Origin of the sequence: Fictibacillus sp. 18YEL24 (assembly GCF_015903855.1) — a bacterium.
GTDB lineage: Bacteria > Bacillota > Bacilli > Bacillales > Fictibacillaceae > Fictibacillus > Fictibacillus phosphorivorans_C.
The window spans coordinates 825,087-850,127 of the sequence record NZ_JACZDT010000002.1; the positions used below are offsets into that span (position 1 = coordinate 825,087).

The window sequence follows — 25,041 nt, forward strand, 5'->3', positions numbered from 1 at the left end:
GAGGTCAGTTTTTGGATAAACTGCAAATACTCCAGCTCATGAAAGATTCGGAAAAACCGATGACAGTCACAGAGATTGAAGAAGCTCTTCAACTTCCTGACGCTGAAGCTTTCAAGAAACTGGTTTTAACACTTAATGAATTAGAAGATGAAGGATCTGTCGTTCGAACACGTACGAACCGTTATGGATTACCTGAAAAGATGAGTCTGATCAAAGGTCGTGTTCAAGGTCACGCAAAAGGTTTTGCGTTCCTTATCCCAGAAGACTCTGAACAAAAAGATGTGTATATCTCACAATCTGATATGAATGGTGCGATGAGTGGAGACACAGTGCTCGTCCGCTTAAACCAAACATCTTCAGGATCACGTCCTGAAGGTACGATCATTCGTATTTTAGAACGAGGTGTTACAGAGGTCGTCGGAACGTTCCAGGAGAGCCGTAAATTTGGTTTTGTTGTGGCTGATGATAAACGGATCCCGAACGACATCTTTATCCCTGCAGAAGGCGTTAACGGCGCTGTAGAAGGACATAAGGTTCTTGTTAAGATCACAAAATACCCTGAAGGCAGAAACAGTGCCGAAGGGGAGATCATTCACATCATCGGACATAAGAACGATCCAGGTGTAGATATCATCTCTGTTATCTTCAAACATGGACTGCCAAGAGAGTTTCCGGTTGAAGCACTTGAGCAAGCTCATAATACGCCAGATGAGATCGACCCGAAAGATATTGAAGGACGTCGCGATCTTCGTAACGAAACCATCGTAACTATTGATGGAGCGGACGCGAAAGACTTGGATGATGCGGTTCATGTGATCAAGCTGCCTAACGGTCATTACAAGCTTGGCGTACATATCGCAGATGTTACGCACTATGTAACCGAAGATTCTCCGATCGATAAAGAAGCGCAAGAGCGCGGTACGAGTGTGTACTTAGTCGATCGTGTTATCCCGATGATCCCACATCGTCTATCGAACGGAATCTGTTCATTGAACCCGAAAGTTGATCGCTTAACGATCTCATGTGAGATGGAGATCAACCATGATGGAGAAGTCATTAAACATGAAATCTTCCCGAGTGTGATCAAAACAACAGAGCGAATGACGTACACAGATGTTCGTAAAATCTTACAGGATGAAGATGAGGCGGTTAACAAGAAATACGAATCACTCATCCCTTTCTTTCAGTTAATGGGAGAGCTTGCTGAAATTCTTCGCAAAAAACGTTTTGCCCGTGGTGCGATTGACTTTGATTTCTCTGAAGCAAAAGTACTCGTAGACGAAAACAGCGATCCACAAGATGTTGTTCTTCGCGAGAGATCGGTTGCAGAAAAACTGATCGAAGAATTTATGCTATGTGCCAATGAGACCGTTGCACAGCATTTCCATGAACTCGAGCTTCCGTTCATGTACCGAATTCATGAAGATCCAGATGAAGGCAAACTAGAGCGATTCTTAGAGTTCATCGGCATGTTTGGTTATGCGTTAAAAGGGACTGCAAGCGACATTCACCCGCGCAGCCTTCAACAGCTTTTGGAGACCGTAAAAGGCGAGCCAGAGGAAATGGTAATCAGTAAAATCATGCTTCGTTCCATGAAGCAAGCGAAGTACGATCATATGTCACTTGGTCACTACGGATTGGCGACAGAGTTCTATACGCATTTCACGTCACCGATTCGTCGTTATCCAGACTTAATCGTACATCGCCTCATCCGTACGTATCTATTTAAAAAAGACACAGGACCAAAAACAGTCAGTCATTGGAAAGCAGAACTTCCTGCGATCGCTAAGCATTCATCCGCGATGGAACGCCGTGCTGTTGATGCGGAACGTGAAACAGATGAGCTTAAAAAATCACAGTTCATGCTTGATAAGATAGGCGAAGAGTTTGACGGCGTGATCAGCTCTGTAACGAACTTTGGATTGTTCGTTGAACTTCCAAATACGATTGAAGGTCTCGTACATGTTAGCTACCTAACAGACGATTACTACCGATTCGATGAGAAGTTTATGGCGATGATCGGTGAGCGGACAGGTAACGTATTCCGAATCGGTGATGAGATTTCCATTCGAGTTGCGAACGTGAATGTAGATGAGCGAGCGATCGATTTCGAAATCGTCGGAATGAAGGGGACACCTCGTAAACGCTTCAAAGATCGCCAAAAAGTGATCGATATTGGGGATACACCAAAACGCGGACGAGGAAGAAGAAGCAAGAATCGCACAAGTGAATCTGAGCGTTCAAGCGGTCCTCAAGATTCAAAGAAAGGGAAGAAGAAGCCTTTCTATAAACCAGTTGCTAAGAAAAAAGGCAAGAAAAAGAAGAAATAATTAGCAAGTTAGTCAAGGTTCATCCTCGGTGGTGAACCTTGACGTTATTTGACCATATTGCTATAATTAAACTTCACTTGCTGTGGGGAGGATTGAGTTTTACATGCCAAAAGGAGAAGGGAAAGTAGTCGCACAGAATAAGAAAGCGCGGCACGATTACCACGTCGAAGAAACATTTGAAGCAGGAATTGTCCTTCAGGGTACGGAGATCAAATCCATTCGCGCAGGCAGGGCAAATTTAAAAGATTCCTTCGCACGTGTGCAAAACGGCGAGTTGTTCCTACACAACATGCACATCAGCACGTATGAGCAAGGAAACCGGTACAACCATGATCCACTTCGTACGCGTAAGCTGCTTTTACACCGCAAAGAAATCAACAAGCTATTAGGTGCAACAAAAGAACAAGGATATTCTATCGTTCCTTTGAAAATGTATTTAAAGAATGGTTTTGCGAAGCTTTTGATCGGACTTGCTAAAGGGAAGAAGCATTACGATAAGCGTGATGATCTGAAGAAGAAGGATGCGAAGCGAGAGATCGAACGTGCATTCAGAGATCGCCAAAAAGCTTAATTGGTTCCTTTTACAGGATGTTACATTGAGACGATGAAGCAAAAATGATATAATGAGTACACAAGTGAATAGAAGCGATTGAGCTTTTATCTCTTTCCGAGGTTCGGCAGAATTAAGTTTCTGCTTACCATTTTATAATGGGGACGTTACGGATTCGACAGGGGTAGTTTGAGCTTAAGTTGCGAGTCGAGGGGGTCGGCCTCGTTAAAACGCCACAGCCAATAACTGGCAAACAAAACAACAACTTAGCTTTAGCTGCGTAATAGCACTTTAGCTGTTCCTCCCTCCATCGCCCATGTGGTAGGGTAAGGGACTCACTCTTAGTGGGCTACGCCGGTTGTCCTCCGCCTGAGGACGAAGGAAGAGAATAATCAGGCTAGCGGTCCAGGCGCCTGTCGGCTGGCAGACGGATCCGCGAAACGCGAATAAACCGACTACACTCGTAGAAGCTTAAGTGCCAATATCTTTGGACGTGGGTTCGATTCCCACCGTCTCCACCATACATAGGTGGATAACAGGACTCACCATTAAAGGTGAGTCCTTTTTTGTATGCTAAATTTGTGAAAATGTCGATATAATCTGATTTTCGCCGATATTTTTGAATTCTTGCCGATATAATTCAAAAGTTGCCGATAAATTACTCATTCTTGCCGATATAACAAAAAAGTTGCCGATATCCGATTTTCTCAAAGGATTTTTCATGAAATCTCAAGAATTATACGTAAGATAAAAAAGAAAGGAGTAAGATTTTGATAATAAAAAAACGAACGAAGCCGATTAAATTATTCATGTTTGAGGCACTATTTAGGCGACTCGATCTTGAGCATCCGAAACGACAAATTGCATCTGAAGTTTATGCAAAAAGTATGGCAGGATATCGTGGTGAGCGTTCATTGGATTTTCCGCTAAGTTTTTTATCTGAACAAAAATACCATATCTTTCATGACCTTCGTCTGTATGATGGGTCACATTACTTCCAGATTGATTGCCTTCTGTTATCCTCAAATTTCATAGTTATTATTGAAGTGAAAAATATAACTGGAACACCTATTTTTGACTCTACATTTAACCAGTTGATTAGGATCAATGATGATAAGGATGAAAGAGCGTTCAGCAGTCCAATCGTTCAAGTAAATAGACATGTAGATCAACTTCGAAAATGGCTTGCCCTTCATAAATATCCTTCTATTCCAATCGAGCCGCTTGTAATCATCGGAAATGATAAATCAGTAATCAAGTCCACTGAAAATGAAAAGTCTCAAACCCTCTCCCAATTCGTATTACCCTACTATGTTTTGCCTGATAAAATAAAAGAACTTGAGGTTAAATACATCACTCATCTCCTTACAAAGGAATCTCATCATAATCTTTCTGTACAACTTCAATTACAGCACCATCCACTAAAATTCAATATTCTCCAGCATTTCCATATCCCAGAGAGTGATCTGATAAAAGGAATACAGTGTACAAACTGTAAATTTTATAGCATGCACAGATCGTTTGGCACATGGGCTTGTAGTAAATGTATGACGATTTCTAAAGACGCTCATTTACAAGCCTTACACGATTATTACTTGCTAATAGGAAACACGATAAATAATCGGCAAATGAATGACTTCCTCCATATCAACTCACCGCATATCACGAAACACCTTTTGAACGCTCTATGTTCTACTACGATTGGAACCAATAAAGGTCGAAAATACGTGTTGAACTTCGATTTTGAATAATTTTATTTTCCTTCTGAAAAAGAACGTATTCAAACCGTATATATTCCCCATCCTATAAAATAGGAAGGTGAAAAACATGGACTTATTAAAAGAGTTAACCGAAACGAATGGAGCTCCTGGTTTTGAAAAAGCGATTCGAGAGATTATGAAACGCGAGATCAGCAAAACAGGTGCTACGCTTATGAACGATCACATCGGTAGTGTATTTGGTGAAAAACACGGATCTACGAAAAACGGTCCTAAAATACTTCTTGCAGGTCATATGGACGAAGTCGGTTTCATGGTCAGTGAGGTCACAGAGCAAGGTTATTTGCGCTTCGTTCCATTAGGAGGCTGGTGGTCACAAGTTCTTCTCGCGCAACGTGTACACGTTCAGACGAAAAGTAAAACGTTCACTGGGGTCGTTGGATCAAAAGCGCCTCATATCTTAACGCCGGATGAACGAAACCGGGTTTATCCGATGAAAGAGATGTTTATTGATATTGGTGCGAAGGATAAGGACCAAGTGAAGGAGTGGGGGATTAGAGTAGGAGATCCGATCCTTCCGATATGCCCATTTGAACTGATGCCTGACGGTGACACGATACTTGCAAAAGCACTAGACAATCGAGCAGGATGTTATACAGCGCTTCAGGTTCTAGAGCAGCTTCAAAACGACACTCATCCAAACACTGTGTATTGTGGTGCGACTGTTCAAGAAGAAGTAGGACTAAGGGGAGCGATTACGGCACCTGCAATCATGGAGCCAGATGTGGCGATCGCACTCGATGTAGGAGTTGCAGAAGATGGTCCTGGTGGGAATGCGAACAAGGCGAAGCTCGGAAAAGGGCCTCTGATTACATTCCTTGACTCATCCATGATCCCGCATACCGGTTTTCGAGACTTAATCATAGAAGTGGCAGAGAAACATAACATACCTTATCAAGTAGACGTGATGCTTGGCGGAGGAACAGATGCAGGTAAGTTTCATCTTTTCAAAAAGGGAATCCCAAGTCTTGTAGTGGGAGTGGCAGCTCGCTACATTCATAGCCACACGTCCATGATCAGTAAAAGCGATTTAGAAAATAGCGCAAAGCTTCTAGTAGAGCTCGTAAAGGTTCTAGATAAAGAAAAGCTACATTCGCTTTTGGATTACTAAAAACTACCTCAAAAACCTCGTTGGATTTCATTCCGACGGGGTTTCTCACTTTATCGCAATATGTTACAGTGTTATAAAAAGTTTTACATCATTCTTTGCTAATCATCGAAAAACGTCTATTATATAGAGATGAGAGTATAAGTTGTTAAAGGAGATCAGTAATTTTTATGGACATCCTATTGTTGTTAAAAGCCCTTATTCTAGGGTTAGTAGAAGGTTTGACGGAGTTTGCTCCTGTTTCATCTACGGGACATATGATTCTTGTTGATGACATGTGGTTAAAATCACAAGACTTTTTAGGTAAATATCCAGCGAATACTTTTAAAGTTGTGATCCAGCTTGGTTCGATCTTAGCGGTAGTCGTTGTTTTCAGACAGCGATTCATCGATATGCTGGGACTTAGCCGAAACAAAGTAACAAATGAAATTACGGGGAGCCGTTTAAAATTAACTCAAGTCATCGTAGGTCTCTTACCGGCAGGTGTTCTTGGCTTGTTGTTCGAAGATTATATTGATGAGTACCTTTTTACGACGAACACGGTTCTTATTGGACTCGCGATTGGTGCGTTCCTTATGATTTTTGCCGATCGTTTTGCTGCTAAAAATCAAAATCCTGTTATTGATACAGTAGATAAGATTACGTACAAGCAAGCTTTCTCTATCGGATTGATTCAGTGTTTATCCCTGTGGCCAGGATTTTCACGTTCTGGTGCTACGATTTCAGGTGGTGTCCTTCTAGGGCTTAGTCACCGTGCTGCAGCTGATTTTACATTCATTATGGCTGTTCCGATCATGGCAGGTGCGAGTGGTATCTCCCTATTAAAGAACTTAGAGTATTTTAGTATGGACGCTATGCCGTTCTTTGTAGTAGGATTCATCAGTGCGTTTGTATTCGCTATGTTATCGATCCGCTTCTTCTTAAACATTATCGAAAAAGTTAAGCTAACGCCTTTTGCCATCTATCGTCTTGTGCTAGTAGCTGTTATCTTTTTTGTGATCATGTAAAGTAAATTTAACCCTGAACGTTCGGCAGAATTAGTGCCAATGAGTTCAGGGTTTTCTTTATGCTTTTAGCATTTAGCAGGATGATAGTCCCGTTGTTGAAAGACAAAATCACGTAATTTTTCACATTCTAAATTCGGAATATTTAGTCTATTTACCACTTCTTTCTTATGCTTGACTCCTTTAATGTAGGAACTATTAAGATGGAGGTGGCTATAGGGATATGAACAAATTTGCATCAAAAATTTTATTGAGTACACTTGCACTTTCGTTAGCAGGTGGAGGAATTGCTTTAGCTTGTGAGAATGGGCAAAAAAGCTACATTGAAGCTGGTGAATCTACGTTTGGTGGAATTCCAAAAGTAGAAGGATCAAAGAACTTTGAGCACCTTAAAGAGGTGGCAGCTGTTCCGCTAAAAGATTTAAAAGGAAAACCTGCTACAACTGCAGACGTATATGCGTACAAAGGTTATGCATATCTTGGTACACACCGTGGTCAGATGACAAATGAGGGAGTAAGGATTTTTGATATGAAGGATCCTGCAAATCCTAAAGAAGTTGCCGTTCTTGCGAATGATATTCCTGGCACATGGCAGGAAAAAGTAATCGTTCAATCTGTAAGTACTCCGTCATTTAAAGGTGATTTAGCTGCTGTAAGTGTTCAGCGCGTAGATAAAGAACGTTATGGGTATGAAGGGGAGACTTCTGAAAATGGTGGAGTTGTGCTTTACGATGTTACCAACCCTAAAGAACCGAAAAAGCTAGGATTTTGGAAAACGCCTTCTAATCTTCCTACCGGGACGCATGAACATTGGTTAACAGAACAGAACAACAAAGTCTTACTTTTAGCAACGAATTATCAAGCTCATCGTTATAAGGAAGATGGGGTTGATGTACATGACTTTTCAATCGTTGATGTGACTAACCCAAGTAAACCGAAAGAACTCTCAAACTGGGATCCAACTGAAGTAGGCGGTAGTTTTAATGGTGATTATCAATATGAAGATGAGACAGGTGCACAGCGTACGGCATTTTTACATAGTGTCATCACGGATGAGACAGGTAAATATGCATATCTCTCTTATTGGGATCTTGGTACGATTATCTTAAATATTGAAGATCCTGCAAATCCTAAATTTGTAGGGAGAACAAAATTTGAACGTGATGTTCAAGGGGCTGCACATTCAGCTGCACTAGCTCATGGCGGAAATATTTTAATTGAAACGAGAGAAGTTTTTAATCCGGATCCTCATGACCCGGGATTTGAAAGAGGTTGGGGATATGTTCGTGTGTATGATATAAAGGATAAGAGCAACCCTGTTCTGTTAAGTACGTTCAGAACGCTAAACTCGATGGTTCAGATTAAAGCAGGAGAGCGCAAACCTGGAACATATACGGTTCATGATCCAAAAGTAAGAGGAAATACACTCTATCTCTCTCATTATTCTGATGGTATCCGTATGGTTGACCTTACGAATCCAGCAACTCCAGTTGAAGTAGGTTCATACGTGTCAGATAAGGCTAACGTATGGGGTGTATTCGTAGATCGAAACTATATTTTAGCATCCGATATGGGACAAGGATTAAAAGTTTTGCAGAAGAAAGCGGATCCGAATATAAAAAAGATGAACTTACAATCTTTTCTTATTAGATAAGATAAGACCACAAAACAAACCCCACTAAGTGCTGACTTAGTGGGGTTCTACTATTTTTAATATTGCTCCATTCTGCTATACCAATCGTCGTATTCACGTTCAGCTTCTTCACGTTTTCTTCCGTGTCTTTCTTGAATCTTTCCGATCATCTTTTCACGGTCACCCTGTGCTTGATCGTAATCATCATCTGTCAGGTTGCCCCATTGTTTCTTCGCTTCACCTTTAAACTGTTTCCACTTGCCTTCCATTGTATCGTTTTTCATGTTGAATCATCCTCCTTTTAATATTTGTTGGAATATGAATCTTCATAACGATGTGCATTTGTAGAACGGTACGTACGGAATGTATCATTAACTTGTCTATGTCGGCTTACTTCATTCGTGTCGACGAGAACGAGAATGTCCCCGGCTTCGACTGATTGTTCGTATTCTTTTGCTTCATTTTCAGGAATTCCTAATCCAACAAGAGCTCCGACAATTCCACCTGCTCCAGCACCTACAGCTGCTCCACCAAGTGCTGCAGCAATGGGTCCTGCTGCTACGATCGGCCCGATTCCTGGAATAGCAAGTGCACCTGCACCTAATAATAGCCCGCCAAGTCCTCCAAGAATACCACCTGTAGCCATACCTGTGGCAGCCCCTTCAGGAGCTTTTGAGCCGGTTTCTTCTTGAATGTGTTTAACTTCTTTTTTGTCTTTTGCGATCACTGAGATTTCATTGTCACCATAACCTTCTTCTCTCAGTTTTTTAATGGCATCGATCGCATCATCTTCTGAACGGAAAACGCCAACTACTTTACCATGAGTATCCATCGATTTCCTCCTTTTGTAGAAGATTAGTACGTAGTTTGTGTTCCCACTGACTATTGAGATGAAACATGAACTTGCAGGTTCGACAAAAGTATACATAAAAGATGCAACGCAACATTTGGAAGCATTTAACACCAAAACACGTATTGTGCTTGTTTACAATTTATGGTTTGATGTCTATATAAAGGAAAATGATTATTGAATGTGAATGGGGATTGAAATGGATATTTTTATTGGCAGACAACCGATCCTAGACAAAGATGAGAACGTTGTTGCTTATGAACTTTTATATAGAAACAGTGAGAACAATAGATATGATGGGTTGGATCATGATAGTGCAACGATTGATGTTATGGTGAACAGTTTTGCTGGAATCGGGATTAAAGAAGTCGGAGAACGCAAGAAATGTTTTATCAACTTTACGGAGAATCTGTTGTTAAATCGGATTCCAACGTATATTTCACCTCAATATATCGTTGTCGAGATCTTAGAGGATGTCCGTTTAACGGACGAAGTGCTTGAGGTCTGTAAAGAGTTGAAGAATAAAGGATATATTATTGCACTCGATGATGTATCGGTAAACCGCAACTTGAATAGAGTGCTTCCTTATATCGATATTATTAAAGTAGATTATTTGTTAATGGACGTCCAAGAAATGAAGAGCATGATTGAAACGTACCGCGAGCAGATTACATTTCTAGCAGAAAAGATTGAAACGCGTGAGCAATTCGAAGAAGCTAAAGAGCTTGGATTTGAGTACTTTCAAGGCTATTTCTTTAGCAGACCCGTCATATTGCAAGGAAAGGATATCGCTCCTATTCCAACGAACTATCTTTTGCTATTGGAAAAGTTGAATGGTTCGGATCCAGATATTCATGAGATCAGCAGTTTGATCCAACGTGATCTCTCACTTTCTTATAAGCTTTTAAAAGTGATGAATTCTGGTACTTACTTTTTTAAAAGTAAGATCACAACGATCAAACAAGCTGTTGTCTTAGTTGGACTATATGAAATTAAAAAGCTTGTCATGATCTTGATGATGTCGAGTTTGAACAGAGTTGATAATGGATTAGAAATCGTAAAGATGAGTCTTACGCGCGCATTCTTTTTTGAACGCATCGCCAAAGTTGTAGGTGTATCCAAAAATCATCTCTACATGTTCGGAATGTTTTCTCTTATCGACACTTTGCTCAGTAAAGACATGAAAGATGTGATAGCTGATCTCCCGATAACGAATGAACTGGCTGAAGCTCTTTTAGGCAACAAGGACTCATATAATCTTGCATTAAATATTGTACAAGGTTTGGAGAGAGGTTCATGGCTGGAAATTCAGTCGATATGCAGCAAGATGAATTTGACAGAAGCTGAGCTCTATACGCATTACCGAGCAAGTACATTATCTGCTGATCAATTTGTAAAAGCGGATACAGGAGTGAGAGTCTAGTATTGTTAGGAGACAAGAACCTCAGATTGGGGTTCTTTTTTATTTTGATAATCTCCAAGAAAGTAAAGAATGAGACTTTGGAGTAAAATACAAACATGTATAGGAGGAGGTAGGCGATGAAATTAAGCATACTCGATCAATCCCCAATCTCATCCGGTAAACGTGCACAAGATGCTCTTCAAGCTTCTATGCAACTGGCAGTAGAGGGAGAAAAGCTTGGCTATACACGTTATTGGATCGCGGAACATCATAACTTTAGCGGCTTATCTTGTTCAGCACCAGAAGTGATGCTGAGCTATATTGGAGCAAACACAAATAAGATGCGTCTCGGCGCAGGAGCTGTGCTTTTACCGCATTATAAACCATACAGAGTTGCGGAAACGTATAACATGCTTGCTACACTTTTTCCGGATAGAATTGATCTAGGGATCGGTCGTGCCCCTGGAGGATCGGCAGAAGCTTCGATCGCTCTCTCGGGCAATTATCTGGAGAATGTTCGAAAAGTTCCTGAATTGACTAAACAACTGCTGCATTTTTTGCGTAATGATTTTCTAGAAGACGATATGTTTTCTAAAATTCAGCCGTCTCCAGTCCCTGATATAACACCCGTTCCATGGATTCTTGGAACAAGCCAAAGAAGTGCGGATCTAGCTTCTGAATATGGAACAGCTTGTGCGTTCGGTCATTTTATGAGTGAAAAATTAGGACCCGAGATTGTAGCCTCTTATCAAAAAACGTTTATACCTAGTATCTCATTAAAAAAAGCGAATACGATTGTTGCTGTGTCTGTGATTTGTGCAGAGACAACAGAACAGGCTGAGGAACTCGCATTACCAGGTATTCTTTGGAGAAAACAGAATGCTTCTGGCGAAGGAAATGGCGTTCCGACTATAGATGAGGCACATCGTTCTTTTTCAAGAGAAGAACGGAAACGATTCATATCTGAAGCGAAAAGAAAAATGATTATCGGCAACCCCCAAGAGGTAAAGAAAGAACTATATAGACTTCAAGAAACGTATAATGCAGATGAAATAATGATTGTGACGATTACTCACTCTTATGAGGACCGAATAAAGTCATACGAATTAATAGCTAACCATGTCCTATCCATAACGGACTAAGCAGTATTTTTTATTTAAGAAAGCAAACTTGTTATACTAGTAGCGAATTATTAAAATATAGTAGCTAATTTTTTGTTGCTTTAAATAAGGAGGACGTTACGATGTCCAATAAAAAAAGTTTGAGTGATGTAAAATGGTCAGTTCTTGACCTTGCGCCGGTCGTTGAAGGCGGAACGGTAACAGAATCGTTTCAAAATACGTTAGATCTCGCTCAGCATGCTGAAAAATGGGGATACAACCGTTATTGGTTAGCTGAACATCATAACATGCCTGGGATCGCGAGCTCTGCCACTTCTGTAGTGATCGGACATGTGGCAGGAGGTACTTCTAAAATTCGGGTCGGCTCAGGCGGGATCATGCTTCCAAATCACGCCCCACTCGTGATTGCTGAACAATTCGGTACACTTGATGCACTGTATCCCGGTAGAATCGACCTTGGACTCGGTCGAGCACCAGGAACGGACCAGGTAACAGCACAAGCACTTCGCCGTGATCTCGGCAACATGGGTGATGATTTTCCGTATCAGTTAGATGAGCTGCGTACGTATCTGGATCCAGACCGAGCAGACTCACCGATGAAAGTTAGAGCGGTTCCTGGAGAAGGACAAGATATTCCGATCTGGCTCTTAGGTTCAAGCGGATTTAGTGCACGGTTGGCAGGTAGAGAAGGACTGCCGTTTGCATTTGCGAGTCATTTTTCGCCAGATAATACGATTCCTGCTCTAGAGTTATACCGTAATACGTTCACCCCATCAGAAGTACTTGAGCAGCCGTATACGATGGTTGGAGCGAACGTGGTAATCGCAGATACAGATGAGGAAGCAGCACGAATCGCTACTTCTCTTCAGCAGCAGTTCGTCAACTTAGTGCGAGGAAACCCAACAAAGTTGAAACCACCTGTTGCGAGCATGGACGGCATCTGGAGTCCGTATGAAAAAGCGGCACTCGATCAGCAGTTACGCACATCCTTCATCGGTAGTCCTGAAACAGTCAAAGCCAAGCTCCAAGCGTTCTTAGACGAAACACAGGCAGACGAAATCATCGTAAATGGCCAGATCTATGACCATGATGCAAGATTGCGTTCATTCCAGTTGTTATCTGAAATCGTAAAATAGAATGTGTGGTGATCAGCGTACTCCCTAGTGGAGTGCGCTTTTTTGTTGGGGTATTTGAGTTACTGAGTTTGTCGAAGTTTGTAGACTCGCGGATAACTTTATGATTGAGAAGCAAAACTCGTGGATAAAACAATAAAACTTTTGGATTAAGAGAGAAAACTGATGGATTGGGACTTTTTAATACTTAGCTGGGTATATGTCGCTTGCAGATTTGCGGAAAGCGAGCAGCCTGAAACGGATATCAACTACGTTCAAAACAGCTTTCTAATAAAAAGAACATTTGTTTGCATTTTTAAAGGAGTTTTCCATCCCAATATCGAAATTAGTACCTTGAAAAACAAACTTGGAGGTATGAACGATGGACAAATCGCTACAGCTTCACCAATTCAACTTTTGGGCTAATAAGAGAGTCTTTGACACACTAAAAGAACTCCCAACCGAAATGTACAGAAAAGAGGTAGAAAGTGTTTTTCCTACAATCGCCGATGTTCTCGTACACATGTATCAAGTCGAGTTTGTATGGCTACAGGTACTAAAAGGGGAGACTTTCGAAGATATTTTTAACTCCATAAAACAGCTACACGAAGAATTAAATGCTGCAGATCTAAAAAACATGCAAATGAAGTTTGAAGGCATGTCTGAAGACTACCACAACTTCATCAGAGGAAATGAAGATTTATCTGCTGATATCACCGTTCATCATCCACACTTCGGAACACTTCATTCAACCTATGCTGATCTTATACAGCACATCGTAAACCATGGCACGTATCATAGAGGTCATCTTTCGGCGATCGTCAATCAGCTAGGCTATAAAGGAGCATCGATCGATTATATTTTTTATCTCTATTCACTACAAGAAAATAAGCAAACCTCATAAGTTTGATGATGAAGGCATATCTAAAGAGATATGTCTTTTTTGTTACGTTTAAACAGATCTCTGTAAAAGTTGTAGCAGAGTGATTGACAAGCTGCTTGTCCACCATGTAATCTAAATCTGGAAATAGATAGTTCAATGATTGAACAGTTAAAAAAATGAACCAACAGGAGGATCTGCATGTCACAACTATCCATTAAAGAACTTGTTGATCGTTATATCGATCTCACATTTGCGGTTCATAAAAAAGGGGAGTCCCTTGTAAAAGAACAGCTACAGAGTGAACTTTCAAATGATCAATTTTATACATTGAAATACATCTACAAGACAGAGAACTGCACGTCAACAGAGCTAGCAAAAGTTTTTGATGTGAAAAAAAGCGCGATTACAGCTGTAATCACAAAATTGTGGGATCAAGACTTGATCGAGAGAACGAGAGATCAAAATGATCGCCGCGTCGTTTATCTCACATTAACGGAAGCGGGACTCGAACTTTACAAGAAAACTGAAGAGAGAATCTATAACTTAGTAGAATCCATCATTACTCAGTTTGAAGAGCAGGAGATCAAACAGTTTATTGACACGTACGAAAAGATCAATCACATCTTAACGGGACTTCAGGAAAAACAATAGGCAGGGGGAGAAATCGTGCGGTTTATTTTAAAACAAAAATGGCTTGTGCTTGTTGCATGGATCACTGTCGTTGCCGTTCTTATGTTATCGGCACCAAATATGGCAGAACTGGTACGAGAAAAAGGACAAGTCGATGTACCAGACGGCTATTCATCATCACTAGCTTCAGACATTATGAGCGACGTCCAGGAACAAGAAGGCGGTGGAGATGAGTCTTCGGTAGCACTTGTCTTTACAGATGAAAAAGGGCTTAGTGCTGCAGATAAAAAAGAAGTTGAGCGTGCGATCCGTCAACTTGAAAAGAATAAAGAAGAGCTAGGAATCACGGAAATTCTGACTCATTTTAACGAAGAAAGTCTTGAGGAACAATTAGTATCAAAAGATGGAAACTCTATCTTAACGTCTTTAAAAGTAGCTTGGAACGACCGAGAGCCAAGTGAAGTGAATGAAGCTCTATATAAAACGATTGAAGACAACAAAGTAGAGCACTATTACACAAGTAACTGGATGATCAACGAAGATCTTGTGAAAAGTTCTGAAGAGGGACTTAAAAAGACAGAAGGCATTACGGTAGTATTCATTCTAGGCGTATTGCTTTTAGTATTTAGATCTGTAGTTGCGCCACTCATTCCATTGCTAACCGTTGGTGTGACGTATCTTGCTTCACAATCGATCGTGGCGATGTTAGTAGATTCGTTCGACTTTCCGATCTCCAATTATACACAGATCTTTTTGGTCGCTGTATTGTTTGGAATCGGGACAGATTATTGTATTCTTTTGCTAAGTCGATATAAAGAAGAATTAACGCTCACAGAAAGTAAAACTGAAGCGATCATCGCAACGTATCGTCAGGCTGGACGTACCGTTTTCTTTAGTGGTTTGGCGGTAATGATCGGATTTGCTGCGATCGGTTTTTCACAATTTATTCTTTATCAATCAGCAGCAGCCGTCGCAGTTGGTGTAGGAATACTATTAGTTGCTCTATTCACGATCGTTCCATTTTTTATGATGGTCTTAGGTCAGAAGATTTTTTGGCCATCTAAGAAAAAAGCAGAGCATGGTGAGAGCAAGCTTTGGGCCGTTGCAGGGAACTTTTCTTTAAAACGTCCGTTGTTGTCGCTCATACTCGTTGCGGTCATTTGCGTACCATTTCTTGTAACGTATGATGGGAAACTATCCTTTAACTCTTTAGAAGAAATCTCAGGGGATGTTTCTTCGATCCAAGCGTTTAATGTGATTGAAAAAAGCTTTGGAGCGGGAGAGTCGATGCCAGCCAATATCGTTATAAAAAATGATGAAAAGATGGACTCGACTTCATACATGGAGCTTGCTGAAAAAATTAGTCAGGAACTAGAAAAGGTTAACCATGTTGATTCAGTAAGATCTGTTTCTAGACCTACAGGCGAACCTGTTGAAGATTTCTTCGTCTACAAGCAGGCAGAAAGCTTGGAGGATGGCCTCGGTGATGGAAAAGAAGGGATCAATAAAATCAGCAGTGGGCTTATGGAAGCGAGCGGAGAGTTATCAAAATCTGAGCCGCAGCTGACTGGTGCGACTGACGGCATTCAGCAGCTTATCGACGGCACAAGTGCTACTCAAGCTGGTTTAACTGAGATTCAAAAGAATTTGGTGAAGATAGAAGATGGCATCCGAAAAGGAACGATGGGAGCAGCTGACGCACAAAAGGGATTACAACAGATAAAATCTAAACAACAAGAGCTGCTGTCTGGTTATCAAAAGATTCAGCAGGGTTATGAACAAGCAGGATCAAATCTATCAACGATTCAATCAAACTACGTAAAACTAGGGCAAGGATTAGGAAGCTTGAATACTGCATTGGCATCCATTACGGATCAAGACTTTCAAGCGTTAGAAGACCGTTATGAAATTCCGGATAACGATGCAGAGTATCAGAAGATAAAGAACACATTGAAAGCTACTCAAAATCAATTGCCCGGTATAAAAAGTAGCTTAGATCAATTAAACAATGGGCTGAGTCAAGTTTCATCAGGCGTTCAACAAGCCAATGGTAAATTTCAAGAGATAAACGGGTACCAACAAGGCATTATTGGCGGACTGCAGCAAGTGATCGATGGAACGAATCAACTTCAATCAGGTCTCGGGCAGTTAGCAGATGGTCAAGGTCAGATCGTTGATAATGTACCTAAACTAACAAACGGCTTAAACGGTATCAATAATGGCCAGCAGGAGCTGTTAAAAGGATTTGAGGATCTTGGTGGTCAGTTTAGTCAGTTAACGACTGGCTTAGATCAGAGTGCTGACGGGTTGAATCAAGTTTCAGATGGTTTAGGTTCTGCTCAAGATTATTTGAACAATCTAGCCGAAACAAAGGATAAGAGTGCTTTTTATATGCCAGAAGAGGTGCTTCAAAGCAAGGATTTTGAACAGGCGCTGGATGCTTATCTATCAGAAGATCGCAAAACGATGACGATGGATGTTGTGTTTGGAATCAACCCTTATTCTAACGAGTCTATAGATGAAGTAGATGAGATAAAAGAAGCAATCAATCGAGTGACGAAAGGAACGGAGTTAGAGAACGCGAAAGTGGCAGTTGGTGGAATCACGAGTTCAAACGCTGACTTGCAGACGGTTTCTAGCAATGATTTTTCAAGAACTGTTCTGCTAATGCTAGTAGGAATTTCAATTATTCTCGTATTTTTATTCCGTTCTTTGATCATGCCTGTCTACTTGATCGGTTCACTCATTTTAACGTACTACACGTCAATGGGGATCAACGAATTCATCTATGTAAACCTATTAGGATATACAGGAATCAGCTGGGCTGTACCATTCTTTGGATTCGTAATCCTCGTGGCGCTAGGCGTTGATTACAGCATCTTCTTAATGGATCGATTTAATGAATATAAAGATCTTACGGTTGCCGATGCGATGCTTCTTGCTATGAAAAAGATGGGGACGGTTATCATTTCCGCCGTTATCATATTAGGTGGAACGTTTGCTGCGATGATGCCTTCTGGAATGCTTTCATTACTGCAGATCGCGTCCATCATCTTAGTAGGATTGCTTCTATACGCATTTGTCGTTCTGCCATTGCTCATTCCGGTTCTAGTTAAGAACTTTGGAGAAGCAAACTGGTGGCCTTATAAACGAAGCTAAGCAATAAAAAAGATGGTTGTAAAGTGCTCTAAGATTAGACACTTTAAACCATCTTTTTTTGTCTTTTTATTAGAATGTTGCTGATTTAAATCTTTTATATTGAATGCGTTCTAAAAGATTGTTGCTTTTAAGTCTTTTTCTATTCCTTCTTTGACTTTTTGATTGTAGTGGAAGTTGCGAGACTCTCGGCTAGGACAGGCGGGCAGGTGAGACACTTATACGGTAACGTACGAATGTGGCTCACCGTCTGCCCCGCGGAAAGCGAGCATCTGAAACGAAAATCAACTACTTTCAAAAGCAACACTGAATACGAAAACAGCCTCTTATATGCTGTTTGCTATTCAGCTGTCTTACTTTCTTTTTGAATCTTTTGCTTCAATTCCTCGATGTATTTCTTTTTAGCTTTTTCATCCTCTAGATTGCCAGGCTTCTTTTGTTGCAGATATTTTTGAAGAGCATTGTTGATTTCTTCTGTTGTGGCATCCTCAGGAATCTCGCCTTTGTTTTTAAGCATCTGTATTATTTTTTCATCGTTTGCAATCATGGCAGTCACCTCGTTTTGTTCTGCAGATTTAGAATCAGAGGAATCTTTCTGATCAGATTCTGCCTTTTCTTCTGATTCCTTTTTCCCAGGAAGATTATCGTTTTCTTGTGTGCTGCAGCTCATAAGAAAAATCAGTGTAGAAACCGTTAAAAATACGCGTACAAACTTTTTCATCTCATACCCTCCTTATTAACAGTTCACCCTAGGAAAATAAAACCCAACTGCATGTATACAGTTGGGTTTATGAATGAATGTTTATTTCTTGCGAGAGATCTTGATCTTCGCTACAGAATTATCTTTACTCTTTCCTTCTACTGAGAACTTTAGGCCGTATTGTGGAACGTTACGTCCAGCGTCTAGAAGTCCAGGGTTAGAGTAGTCATCTTTATCATTGAATACGGAGTTTGGATGGATCGCGTTATCTGTAAGCGATGTTCCATTGATTGATTTGTAATCTAGGAACATTGGCTTTCCTTTATCCGTGTTGAACGCAGCATCGTGGATCAGGTAGCGAGTTGAAGCCACTTTTCCATCGCTCCATTTAAGAGTTTCTTGGTTTGCATCGACTACGCCTAAGAAACCATCTCCAGGGTGGATGCCTGTCCAGTTGTCAGAGTAGCTGTTGTCTACGTACCAAACAACAAGTCCGCCATCATAAGACATTAAGCTCTTACCACGTGCGATGTGAGCCAAACCTTCATCGACACCTTGGTGATTTCTCCATTCTAATAAGTAGTAATGATCAGAATAGAATTTACCTTGGTTCTTTGTGAAGCCTTCTTGTTTGAATGTAGATGTCCCTTCAGCGTTATCAAACAATACTTCAGTTCCATCAACGTTTACAGAAATGTCATCTACAAAGAATCCAGGCATTGTTGCTGCTACATCCGTCCAATAGTTGAATTTCAGGTCGATTTTCTTACCAGCATATGCAGATAGGTTGAACGCTCCGTTCACCCATTCACCGTTCGTGCTTCCTGTAATACCATGGCCAGGGTTCTGCTCGTTTGGATTCGTATCCGTAGTCAGGTTACCTTTAACAGTCACCCAATCCTTTGCTCCTTCTTCTTTCACTTTGATAGAAGCATAATCCCAATCTTTTTCAATGTCATACCATGTTTTAAAGTTTAGTGTAGCTGTTGAAGCTTTTGTAAGATCAAGAGATGTAACTAATGAGTTGTCTAGGTCATCTCCGCTGCCACTGAAATATTGATTCGCACCGCTATACGGCTTGTTAACGACTGTTTCTTTTTGTGGAAGATCAACGCGAACGGCATCATTGTTCGTACCTTTCGTGTTTGCCTGATCAAGAAGAACGTCGATTCCTTTACGGTCGATCTCTTCGTAAACGAACGTTTCTCCACTTAACCAATTACCACCGATATACGATTGTAAGAATTCTTTAGACCAAGCACTAAATCCAGTTGGCTCAGTACCAGGAACTTTACCAGCCCAGCTTCCGCTAGACATGATCGACCAGTATGCAACAGGCTCACCTTGGCCAGTGTACTGTGTATCGTACTCATCCGGAAGCTCCAGATCGTGACCATATTCATGAGCGAAAACGCCAGCTGCTCCATCAGCAGGTTGAACCGTATAATCATAAGCACCCATCATACCGTTCCAATAATCAACTTCAGACTCTGAGCCTGCGATTGGGAAAGGTGAACCAAGGTTCCAACGGTGGCTCCAAATTGCGTCACCAGCAAGTGCACCTCCGCCAGCTTCTTCACCAACGCTTGAGTGAACGATCATAAGGTGGTCTACTAAACCATCAGCTTCACGTGTATTGCCATCTCCATCTAAGTCGTAGCGATCTTCTTGGTCATAGTCTCCTAGGTTAATGTTAGGATCTTTTGCAGCCGCTTCTAGCGCTTCTTTTACTAGAGAACGAGCGTCCTTGTCATTACCATCTGGAGTAGGTACGTTTCCTCCATAATAAGCTGCTGGATGTTTAGCTTTATACCAACCTCCAACACTACCTGTTACAGAATAACTTCCACCAGATTGTTGTTCATAATATTGTTTCATGGAGATTAACTTTTCCCCGTTCGGCCCTTTATAACCTTTATTTCCAAAGACTAAGTCTTCATAGTGTTTCTTAGGATATTCTTCATAAAACATATCAGTTTCATCTGCTTTAATGTTTGTAGCAGGGTAGTCTGGGAACTCTATCATAAGAACAAGAACGTTATCAACGCGCTTTTGTCCTTTCCACTTTTCTTCTTTTACGTTTTTAATCTTATCTTCTTTTTTACCGTCTTTTTTAAGTCCTTCTTTTTTGTGCTTACTTCTAATTTCTTTACGTTTTTCACTATGTTCGTCTTCTAGTGCACCTTCAGAGAATTTAGAAGCGTTCTCTTGTTTTTTGTGTAAGAATTGCTGTAATTTTTTCTGTGCATCTGCTTCAGATGCGTTTTTACTGATTTCGCCTTGTTTTTTCAACATTTCGATCAACTTTTCATCATTGGCGATTCCTAAATCAAAAGGACCGCCTCCGTGCTTATGACCTTTATGATCGTCGTGTTGATGTGTTGCTTTCACATCAGATGAAACATTTGCTGGTGCAGCACTAACACTTGAAAAAGCAGAGCAGCTTAACATTGTAGCGAGTGCAGCAGATACCCATTTCCCTTTTTTCACCAAGATTCCCCCTAAATCGTAGTAGTTACCGAAAACCGACATATATTGTCGGATAATTCCGTGTATTCAAAATGTTACCACGATAATCCATCTACTAGAATAGGAGATAACTCCCGTGTTTTTTATGTAGAATAGGGAGTATTTACTATTTAAAGAACTATTTTCAAACACTTTTAATTTGAAAAAATGGTGAAGAATGTTTTAATTTAGGAGTTTTCATATAGTTCTTTAGACACAGAAGAACAACATCCCTCATACAAGAACTGTCTTAGATCATTTTTATCTAAGTTTTAATTGATCTTTTAGTCAACGCACTATAAATGTTTGACTGAAATGTTTATTTCATTTTACTTAGGGTAAATAAAGGGGTGGACCATCAAGGGATTGAGACAGAATGATTTATAGAAATGAAAGGTTGGTCATTTACTTTGTCTATTCATCTAAATTCAGCACTTAAAAATAAATCGGTTAAAAACTTTGACGAAGCAACTGCAAACATTCTTCATTTTATGAGCAAACTTATCAACATCAATACGTTGTTTATTGCCAAGAATGACAAACAAGTAAATGAGATCAAAAAAGCTGTAAATAAGAATACGGTATTGATTCAAGAAGGTGAAACAATGCCCTTTCAAGAAACGTTCTGTAAAGTGAGCGTAGATAAAGGCAATGATATTCTTCTTATTGAGGATATTACGCAAAATGAACGGACGAAGCATCTGAATGTGACAGCGGATTTAGGCGGGGGAAGTTTTATTGCGATTCCGATCTATTATGAAGATGGTGAAAATTACGGGACTATCTGTGGTCTTGATACGAAAACATTTGAGTTTACCGATCAGCATGTCGAGCTTTTCCAGACGATGTCTTCGTTGTTGACTTACGTTTTAGAGCTTGATAAGGCGAATAAAGAGATAAAAGAAATTTCAGTGCCGATTGTTCCTTTAACAAAAGGTGTTGCGATCCTTCCGATCATTGGCCATATTAATGAATATCGAGCAGAACTCATCATTCAAAGCACACTTGAAAGCAGCATGAATTTAGAACTCGAACACATGATAATCGATCTATCTGGAGTGAGCAGAATCAATAACTCTGTTAGTGAATATCTGTTGAACATCGTGAAGTTGTTAAGGTTAATAGGAGTCACTCCAATTCTTACAGGGTTCAGACCCGATCTTGCCATAACCACTTTATATGTTGATGTGGATTTCAAAGGGATCATGATCACGAACAATTTAGAGAGCGCACTGACTCAAATCGGATTCAGCCTAAACAAAAACGAAAATAATCATTCAAGATCACAGAGTGTTATGTGATCTTTTCTTTTTTTAATCATTTGTTATTGAGAATTGATTACCTTATAAAGGCTTGCTTCCTAGAAGTATTAAATAAAACAGTAGTCATAATATTCTTTTTTTTATATAATTAAAATAATATAAACTTATCAGTCGTTTTTATGTATTTACCAATCGGAGGGGAAATAATGAAGTCGTTTGAAGAGAAGTTGGATCAATACGCTGAATTAGTGATAAAGGTTGGATTAGGTTTAAAAGAAGGGCAAAGGTTGCTTATCAGTTCGCCAATTGAAACGGCAGAATTTACGCGCAAGGTAACGAAGCATGCCTATGAGAACGGTTGTAAACGAGTGATGGTGGATTGGACGGATACACAAACAAGCCGCATTCACCTAACGCTTGCTGCAGAAGAAGTTCTTCAAAATGATTTGCCGTCTTGGGAGATTGACAAATATAACAGTCTTGTGGAAAATCATGATTGCTTTTTGATGATTACAGGAAATGATCCGAATGCTTATAAAGGTGTTCCTTCTGAGCGCATGATGTTCGTTCAAAAAAATCGTGGTGAGAAACTTCAAGCTTTCTCGGCAGGACAATTAAGAGGAGATATGCACTGGGCAATCGCGGGTGCACCTACTGTTGGCTGGGCTAAGAGCGTTTTCCCAGACAAAAATGATGAAGAAGCGGTAGATGCATTATGGGAAGCGATCTTCAAAACTGTTCGAGTTGATCAGAATGATCCGGTAGCAGCATGGGACGATCATGTGAAAACGTTGACAGATAAAGTGAACTATTTAAACGAACAGCAGTTCAAAACGCTGCATTATAAATCAGAAGGTACCGATTTAAGCATCGATCTTCACCCAGATCACACGTGGATCGGTGGAGGTCACCATTCAACGTTCGGAACTTACTATATCCCGAACTTGCCAACGGAAGAAGTTTTCACAACACCAAGAAAATATGGTGTAAACGGTAAAGTTTCAAGCTCTAAGCCACTTTCAGCGATGGGGAATATCATCAATAATTTCAGTTTAACGTTTAAAGACGGAAAAGTGATAGATTTCACTGCTGAGGAAGGATACGACACGTTGAAACAACTGCTTAGCATCGATGATGGAATGGGATATTTAGGTGAAGTGGCATTAGTTCCTCACGATTCACCGATCTCAAACTCAGGCATCACCTTTAATAACACGTTGTATGATGAAAATGCTTCATGCCATCTAGCGATCGGAACATCCATTACGATGTCAGTGAAGGATGCAGGAAATCTTTCACCAGAGCAGATGGAAGAAAAAGAAATCAACTTCAGCCGCGGCCATACTGATTTTATGATCGGTTCTGCAGATCTTGAAATTGAGGCTGAATATGAGGATGGTAAACGCATTCCGTTATTCACAAACGGAAATTGGGCGATATAAATTTTAAAGACTCCACGCTGTTGGGGTCTTTTTTTTGTTCATGGAATCTTTGGCAGCCTATGAAAGTAGTTGATTTCCGTTTCAGGTGCTTCGCTTTCCGGGGGGTGTGCGGTGAGCCACCTCGGTGCTTTGCACCCCTAGGTGTCTCACCTGTCACACTGATCCCCCAGGAGTCTCACACCTTACACTACAATCAACTTGGCAATGATGCTTAAGAAGATAAATCACAAATAGCAATTAGTTTGGGACTTATGAAAGATAAGAGGAATGGCTGGTGCGAGCTATTTTAAAAAAAGAGAATAGGACAAACCTCTTCATGGAAAAATAACGAAAATGAAGGAGGTTTGTTTATGAAAAAGATAGTCGCGCTTTTAGCAGCGTTTACGATTGTACTAAGCGGATGCGGCAACTCTAACAACATGAAAGAAAGCGAAGCCGCTCCAACGAACATGAGTAACGAAACGCGAAATAGCCCAAGGTTAGAACAGATTAATTCACCACAGAAAAAACAAGTGGACATCTCAAAAGCGGAAACGAATCATGGTAAAACGAAGATTGAGACTTTAGGGTTCTTAGAGCCGATCGAAGCAAAACAATCAATTAAAGATGTACAGGAATCCGTAAACGATCTAACTTACGTAGCATTTTTTAGTTACCAAGTAAATAAAGATGGATCACTCAAGCCGATTAAAGATTATGCGGCACTTCAAGAAGTGAAGAAATCTAAAGCAATGCCGATGATGGTGTTAACTAACTTTATAGACGGAAACTTCTCGCCAGAGATCGCACACAATATCTTTACAGATAAAACAGCTTCAAAAACACTGATCGGAAGCGTTATTAGTACGATGAAACAAAAAGGATATAAAGCGCTAAATATTGATTTTGAACATATTAAAGAAAAAGATCGAGAGCTTTACAACGGCTTTTTAGAAACGATCATCCCACAAGTTCAAAAAGAAGGATTTAAAGTTTCAACTGCATTGGCACCAAAAACAAGTGACGAACAAAAAGGACCGTGGCATGGAGCACATGACTATAAACGTCATGGAGAGCTAGCAGACTTTGTTGTTCTTATGACATATGAGTGGGGTTGGTCTGGAGGACCTCCTATGGCTGTTGCACCAATACCTCAAGTAGAGAAAGTAGTGAAGTATGCAACATCTGTCATCACTCCTGAAAAAATCGTGATGGGTGCTCCCCTATACGGATACGATTGGACACTTCCTTATAAAAAAGGAAATAAATTCGCAAAACGCGTCGCACCGGCAGAAGCACACGATTTGGCATTAAAAGAAGATGCGACTGTAAAATACGATAACGAGTCTCAAGCACCGTTTTTTAATTACAAAGATGACAACGGAAAAGAGCATGTTGTCTGGTTTGAGAACGAACAAAGTGCAGAAGCAAAGAATCAGCTCGTGAAGAAATACAAATTAAGAGGTCTTGCTTATTGGGTACTTGGTGAACCGTTCCCAGAAAACTGGACACTACTTAGAGACCAATTTAAGATTGTTCATAAATAAAGACAAAAAGGATTAAGCATTTTTGGTGCTTAATCCTTTTGCCTGT

20 protein-coding genes and 1 other RNA gene are annotated in these 25,041 nt (G+C 40.5%); 17 read left to right on the plus strand and 4 right to left on the minus strand.

Annotated features, from left to right (window positions below; translation table 11 throughout):
• The first annotated feature begins 38 nt into the window (after positions 1 to 38).
• The 7 genes from rnr to HU823_RS09450 all read left to right on the plus strand — a co-directional run bounded on the left by rnr (position 39) and on the right by HU823_RS09450 (position 8,424).
• On the plus strand, positions 39 to 2,330 hold the full coding sequence (gene rnr, locus HU823_RS09420) for a ribonuclease R (protein ID WP_197222016.1): 2,292 nt from the start codon (positions 39 to 41) through the stop codon (positions 2,328 to 2,330).
• A gap of 103 nt (positions 2,331 to 2,433) precedes the next feature.
• Positions 2,434 to 2,901: an SsrA-binding protein SmpB gene (smpB, locus tag HU823_RS09425; protein ID WP_066239234.1), complete on the plus strand. Its 468-nt coding sequence runs from the start codon at positions 2,434 to 2,436 to the stop codon at positions 2,899 to 2,901.
• Between the two features lie 139 nt (positions 2,902 to 3,040).
• Positions 3,041 to 3,401: a transfer-messenger RNA gene (gene ssrA / locus HU823_RS09430) on the plus strand.
• A 249-nt stretch (positions 3,402 to 3,650) separates the two neighbouring features.
• Positions 3,651 to 4,631, plus strand: a complete 981-nt coding sequence (locus HU823_RS09435; RefSeq protein WP_197221927.1) for a nuclease-related domain-containing protein — start codon at positions 3,651 to 3,653, stop codon at positions 4,629 to 4,631.
• A 76-nt stretch (positions 4,632 to 4,707) separates the two neighbouring features.
• Positions 4,708 to 5,769 (plus strand): M42 family metallopeptidase, encoded by a 1,062-nt coding sequence (locus HU823_RS09440; protein WP_197221928.1) that lies wholly within the window; start codon positions 4,708 to 4,710, stop codon positions 5,767 to 5,769.
• Positions 5,770 to 5,936: 167 nt separating this feature from the next.
• Positions 5,937 to 6,773 carry an undecaprenyl-diphosphate phosphatase gene (locus tag HU823_RS09445; RefSeq protein ID WP_197221929.1) on the plus strand — a complete coding sequence of 279 codons (837 nt, stop codon included), beginning with the start codon at positions 5,937 to 5,939 and terminating at the stop codon, positions 6,771 to 6,773.
• Positions 6,774 to 6,993: 220 nt separating this feature from the next.
• Positions 6,994 to 8,424, plus strand: coding sequence for an LVIVD repeat-containing protein (locus tag HU823_RS09450; RefSeq protein ID WP_197221930.1), 1,431 nt, complete (start codon positions 6,994 to 6,996; stop codon positions 8,422 to 8,424).
• 56 nt (positions 8,425 to 8,480) lie between these two features.
• On the opposite strand, the gene HU823_RS09455 is transcribed toward HU823_RS09450, so the two are convergent.
• Together HU823_RS09455 and HU823_RS09460 are read right to left on the minus strand one after the other, a co-directional pair.
• Positions 8,481 to 8,687, minus strand: a complete 207-nt coding sequence (locus HU823_RS09455) for a CsbD family protein (RefSeq protein WP_144698135.1) — start codon at positions 8,685 to 8,687, stop codon at positions 8,481 to 8,483.
• Between the two features lie 17 nt (positions 8,688 to 8,704).
• Positions 8,705 to 9,235, minus strand: coding sequence for a general stress protein (locus tag HU823_RS09460; RefSeq protein WP_144698137.1), 531 nt, complete (start codon positions 9,233 to 9,235; stop codon positions 8,705 to 8,707).
• A 217-nt stretch (positions 9,236 to 9,452) separates the two neighbouring features.
• Here HU823_RS09460 and HU823_RS09465 point away from each other — a divergent pair, with 217 nt between their 5' ends.
• The 7 genes from HU823_RS09465 (at position 9,453) to HU823_RS09495 (ending at position 17,560) form a co-directional block, all read left to right on the plus strand.
• A complete protein-coding gene (locus HU823_RS09465) occupies positions 9,453 to 10,676 on the plus strand; it encodes an EAL and HDOD domain-containing protein (RefSeq protein WP_197221931.1) in 1,224 nt (407 codons plus the stop codon).
• Between the two features lie 116 nt (positions 10,677 to 10,792).
• Positions 10,793 to 11,797 (plus strand): LLM class flavin-dependent oxidoreductase, encoded by a 1,005-nt coding sequence (locus HU823_RS09470; RefSeq protein ID WP_197221932.1) that lies wholly within the window; start codon positions 10,793 to 10,795, stop codon positions 11,795 to 11,797.
• 101 nt (positions 11,798 to 11,898) lie between these two features.
• Positions 11,899 to 12,912, plus strand: coding sequence for an LLM class flavin-dependent oxidoreductase (locus HU823_RS09475; RefSeq protein WP_197221933.1), 1,014 nt, complete (start codon positions 11,899 to 11,901; stop codon positions 12,910 to 12,912).
• 162 nt (positions 12,913 to 13,074) lie between these two features.
• Positions 13,075 to 13,314 (plus strand): hypothetical protein, encoded by a 240-nt coding sequence (locus HU823_RS09480; protein ID WP_197221934.1) that lies wholly within the window; start codon positions 13,075 to 13,077, stop codon positions 13,312 to 13,314.
• Entirely contained in the window at positions 13,271 to 13,792 is a 522-nt protein-coding gene (locus HU823_RS09485; protein WP_197221935.1) for a DinB family protein, read from the plus strand. The genes HU823_RS09480 and HU823_RS09485 overlap by 44 nt, the downstream gene beginning before the upstream one ends.
• A 177-nt stretch (positions 13,793 to 13,969) precedes the next feature.
• Positions 13,970 to 14,422, plus strand: coding sequence for a MarR family winged helix-turn-helix transcriptional regulator (locus tag HU823_RS09490; protein ID WP_197221936.1), 453 nt, complete (start codon positions 13,970 to 13,972; stop codon positions 14,420 to 14,422).
• Positions 14,423 to 14,437: 15 nt separating this feature from the next.
• Positions 14,438 to 17,560: an MMPL family transporter gene (locus HU823_RS09495; protein WP_197221937.1), complete on the plus strand. Its 3,123-nt coding sequence runs from the start codon at positions 14,438 to 14,440 to the stop codon at positions 17,558 to 17,560.
• Between the two features lie 337 nt (positions 17,561 to 17,897).
• Here the strand turns inward: HU823_RS09495 and HU823_RS09500 are convergent, their stop codons facing one another.
• Together HU823_RS09500 and HU823_RS09505 are read right to left on the minus strand one after the other, a co-directional pair.
• Complete coding sequence (locus HU823_RS09500; protein ID WP_197221938.1) at positions 17,898 to 18,278, minus strand: hypothetical protein; 381 nt, start codon at positions 18,276 to 18,278, stop codon at positions 17,898 to 17,900.
• An 81-nt stretch (positions 18,279 to 18,359) separates the two neighbouring features.
• Complete coding sequence (locus HU823_RS09505) at positions 18,360 to 20,747, minus strand: immune inhibitor A domain-containing protein (protein ID WP_197221939.1); 2,388 nt, start codon at positions 20,745 to 20,747, stop codon at positions 18,360 to 18,362.
• Positions 20,748 to 21,175: 428 nt separating this feature from the next.
• Here HU823_RS09505 and HU823_RS09510 point away from each other — a divergent pair, with 428 nt between their 5' ends.
• The 3 genes from HU823_RS09510 (at position 21,176) to HU823_RS09520 (ending at position 24,995) form a co-directional block, all read left to right on the plus strand.
• On the plus strand, positions 21,176 to 22,066 hold the full coding sequence (locus HU823_RS09510; protein ID WP_231607353.1) for an STAS domain-containing protein: 891 nt from the start codon (positions 21,176 to 21,178) through the stop codon (positions 22,064 to 22,066).
• A gap of 167 nt (positions 22,067 to 22,233) precedes the next feature.
• Positions 22,234 to 23,469 carry an aminopeptidase gene (locus tag HU823_RS09515; RefSeq protein ID WP_197221941.1) on the plus strand — a complete coding sequence of 412 codons (1,236 nt, stop codon included), beginning with the start codon at positions 22,234 to 22,236 and terminating at the stop codon, positions 23,467 to 23,469.
• 350 nt (positions 23,470 to 23,819) lie between these two features.
• Complete coding sequence (locus tag HU823_RS09520; protein WP_197221942.1) at positions 23,820 to 24,995, plus strand: glycosyl hydrolase family 18 protein; 1,176 nt, start codon at positions 23,820 to 23,822, stop codon at positions 24,993 to 24,995.
• The last annotated feature ends 46 nt before the right edge of the window (positions 24,996 to 25,041 follow it).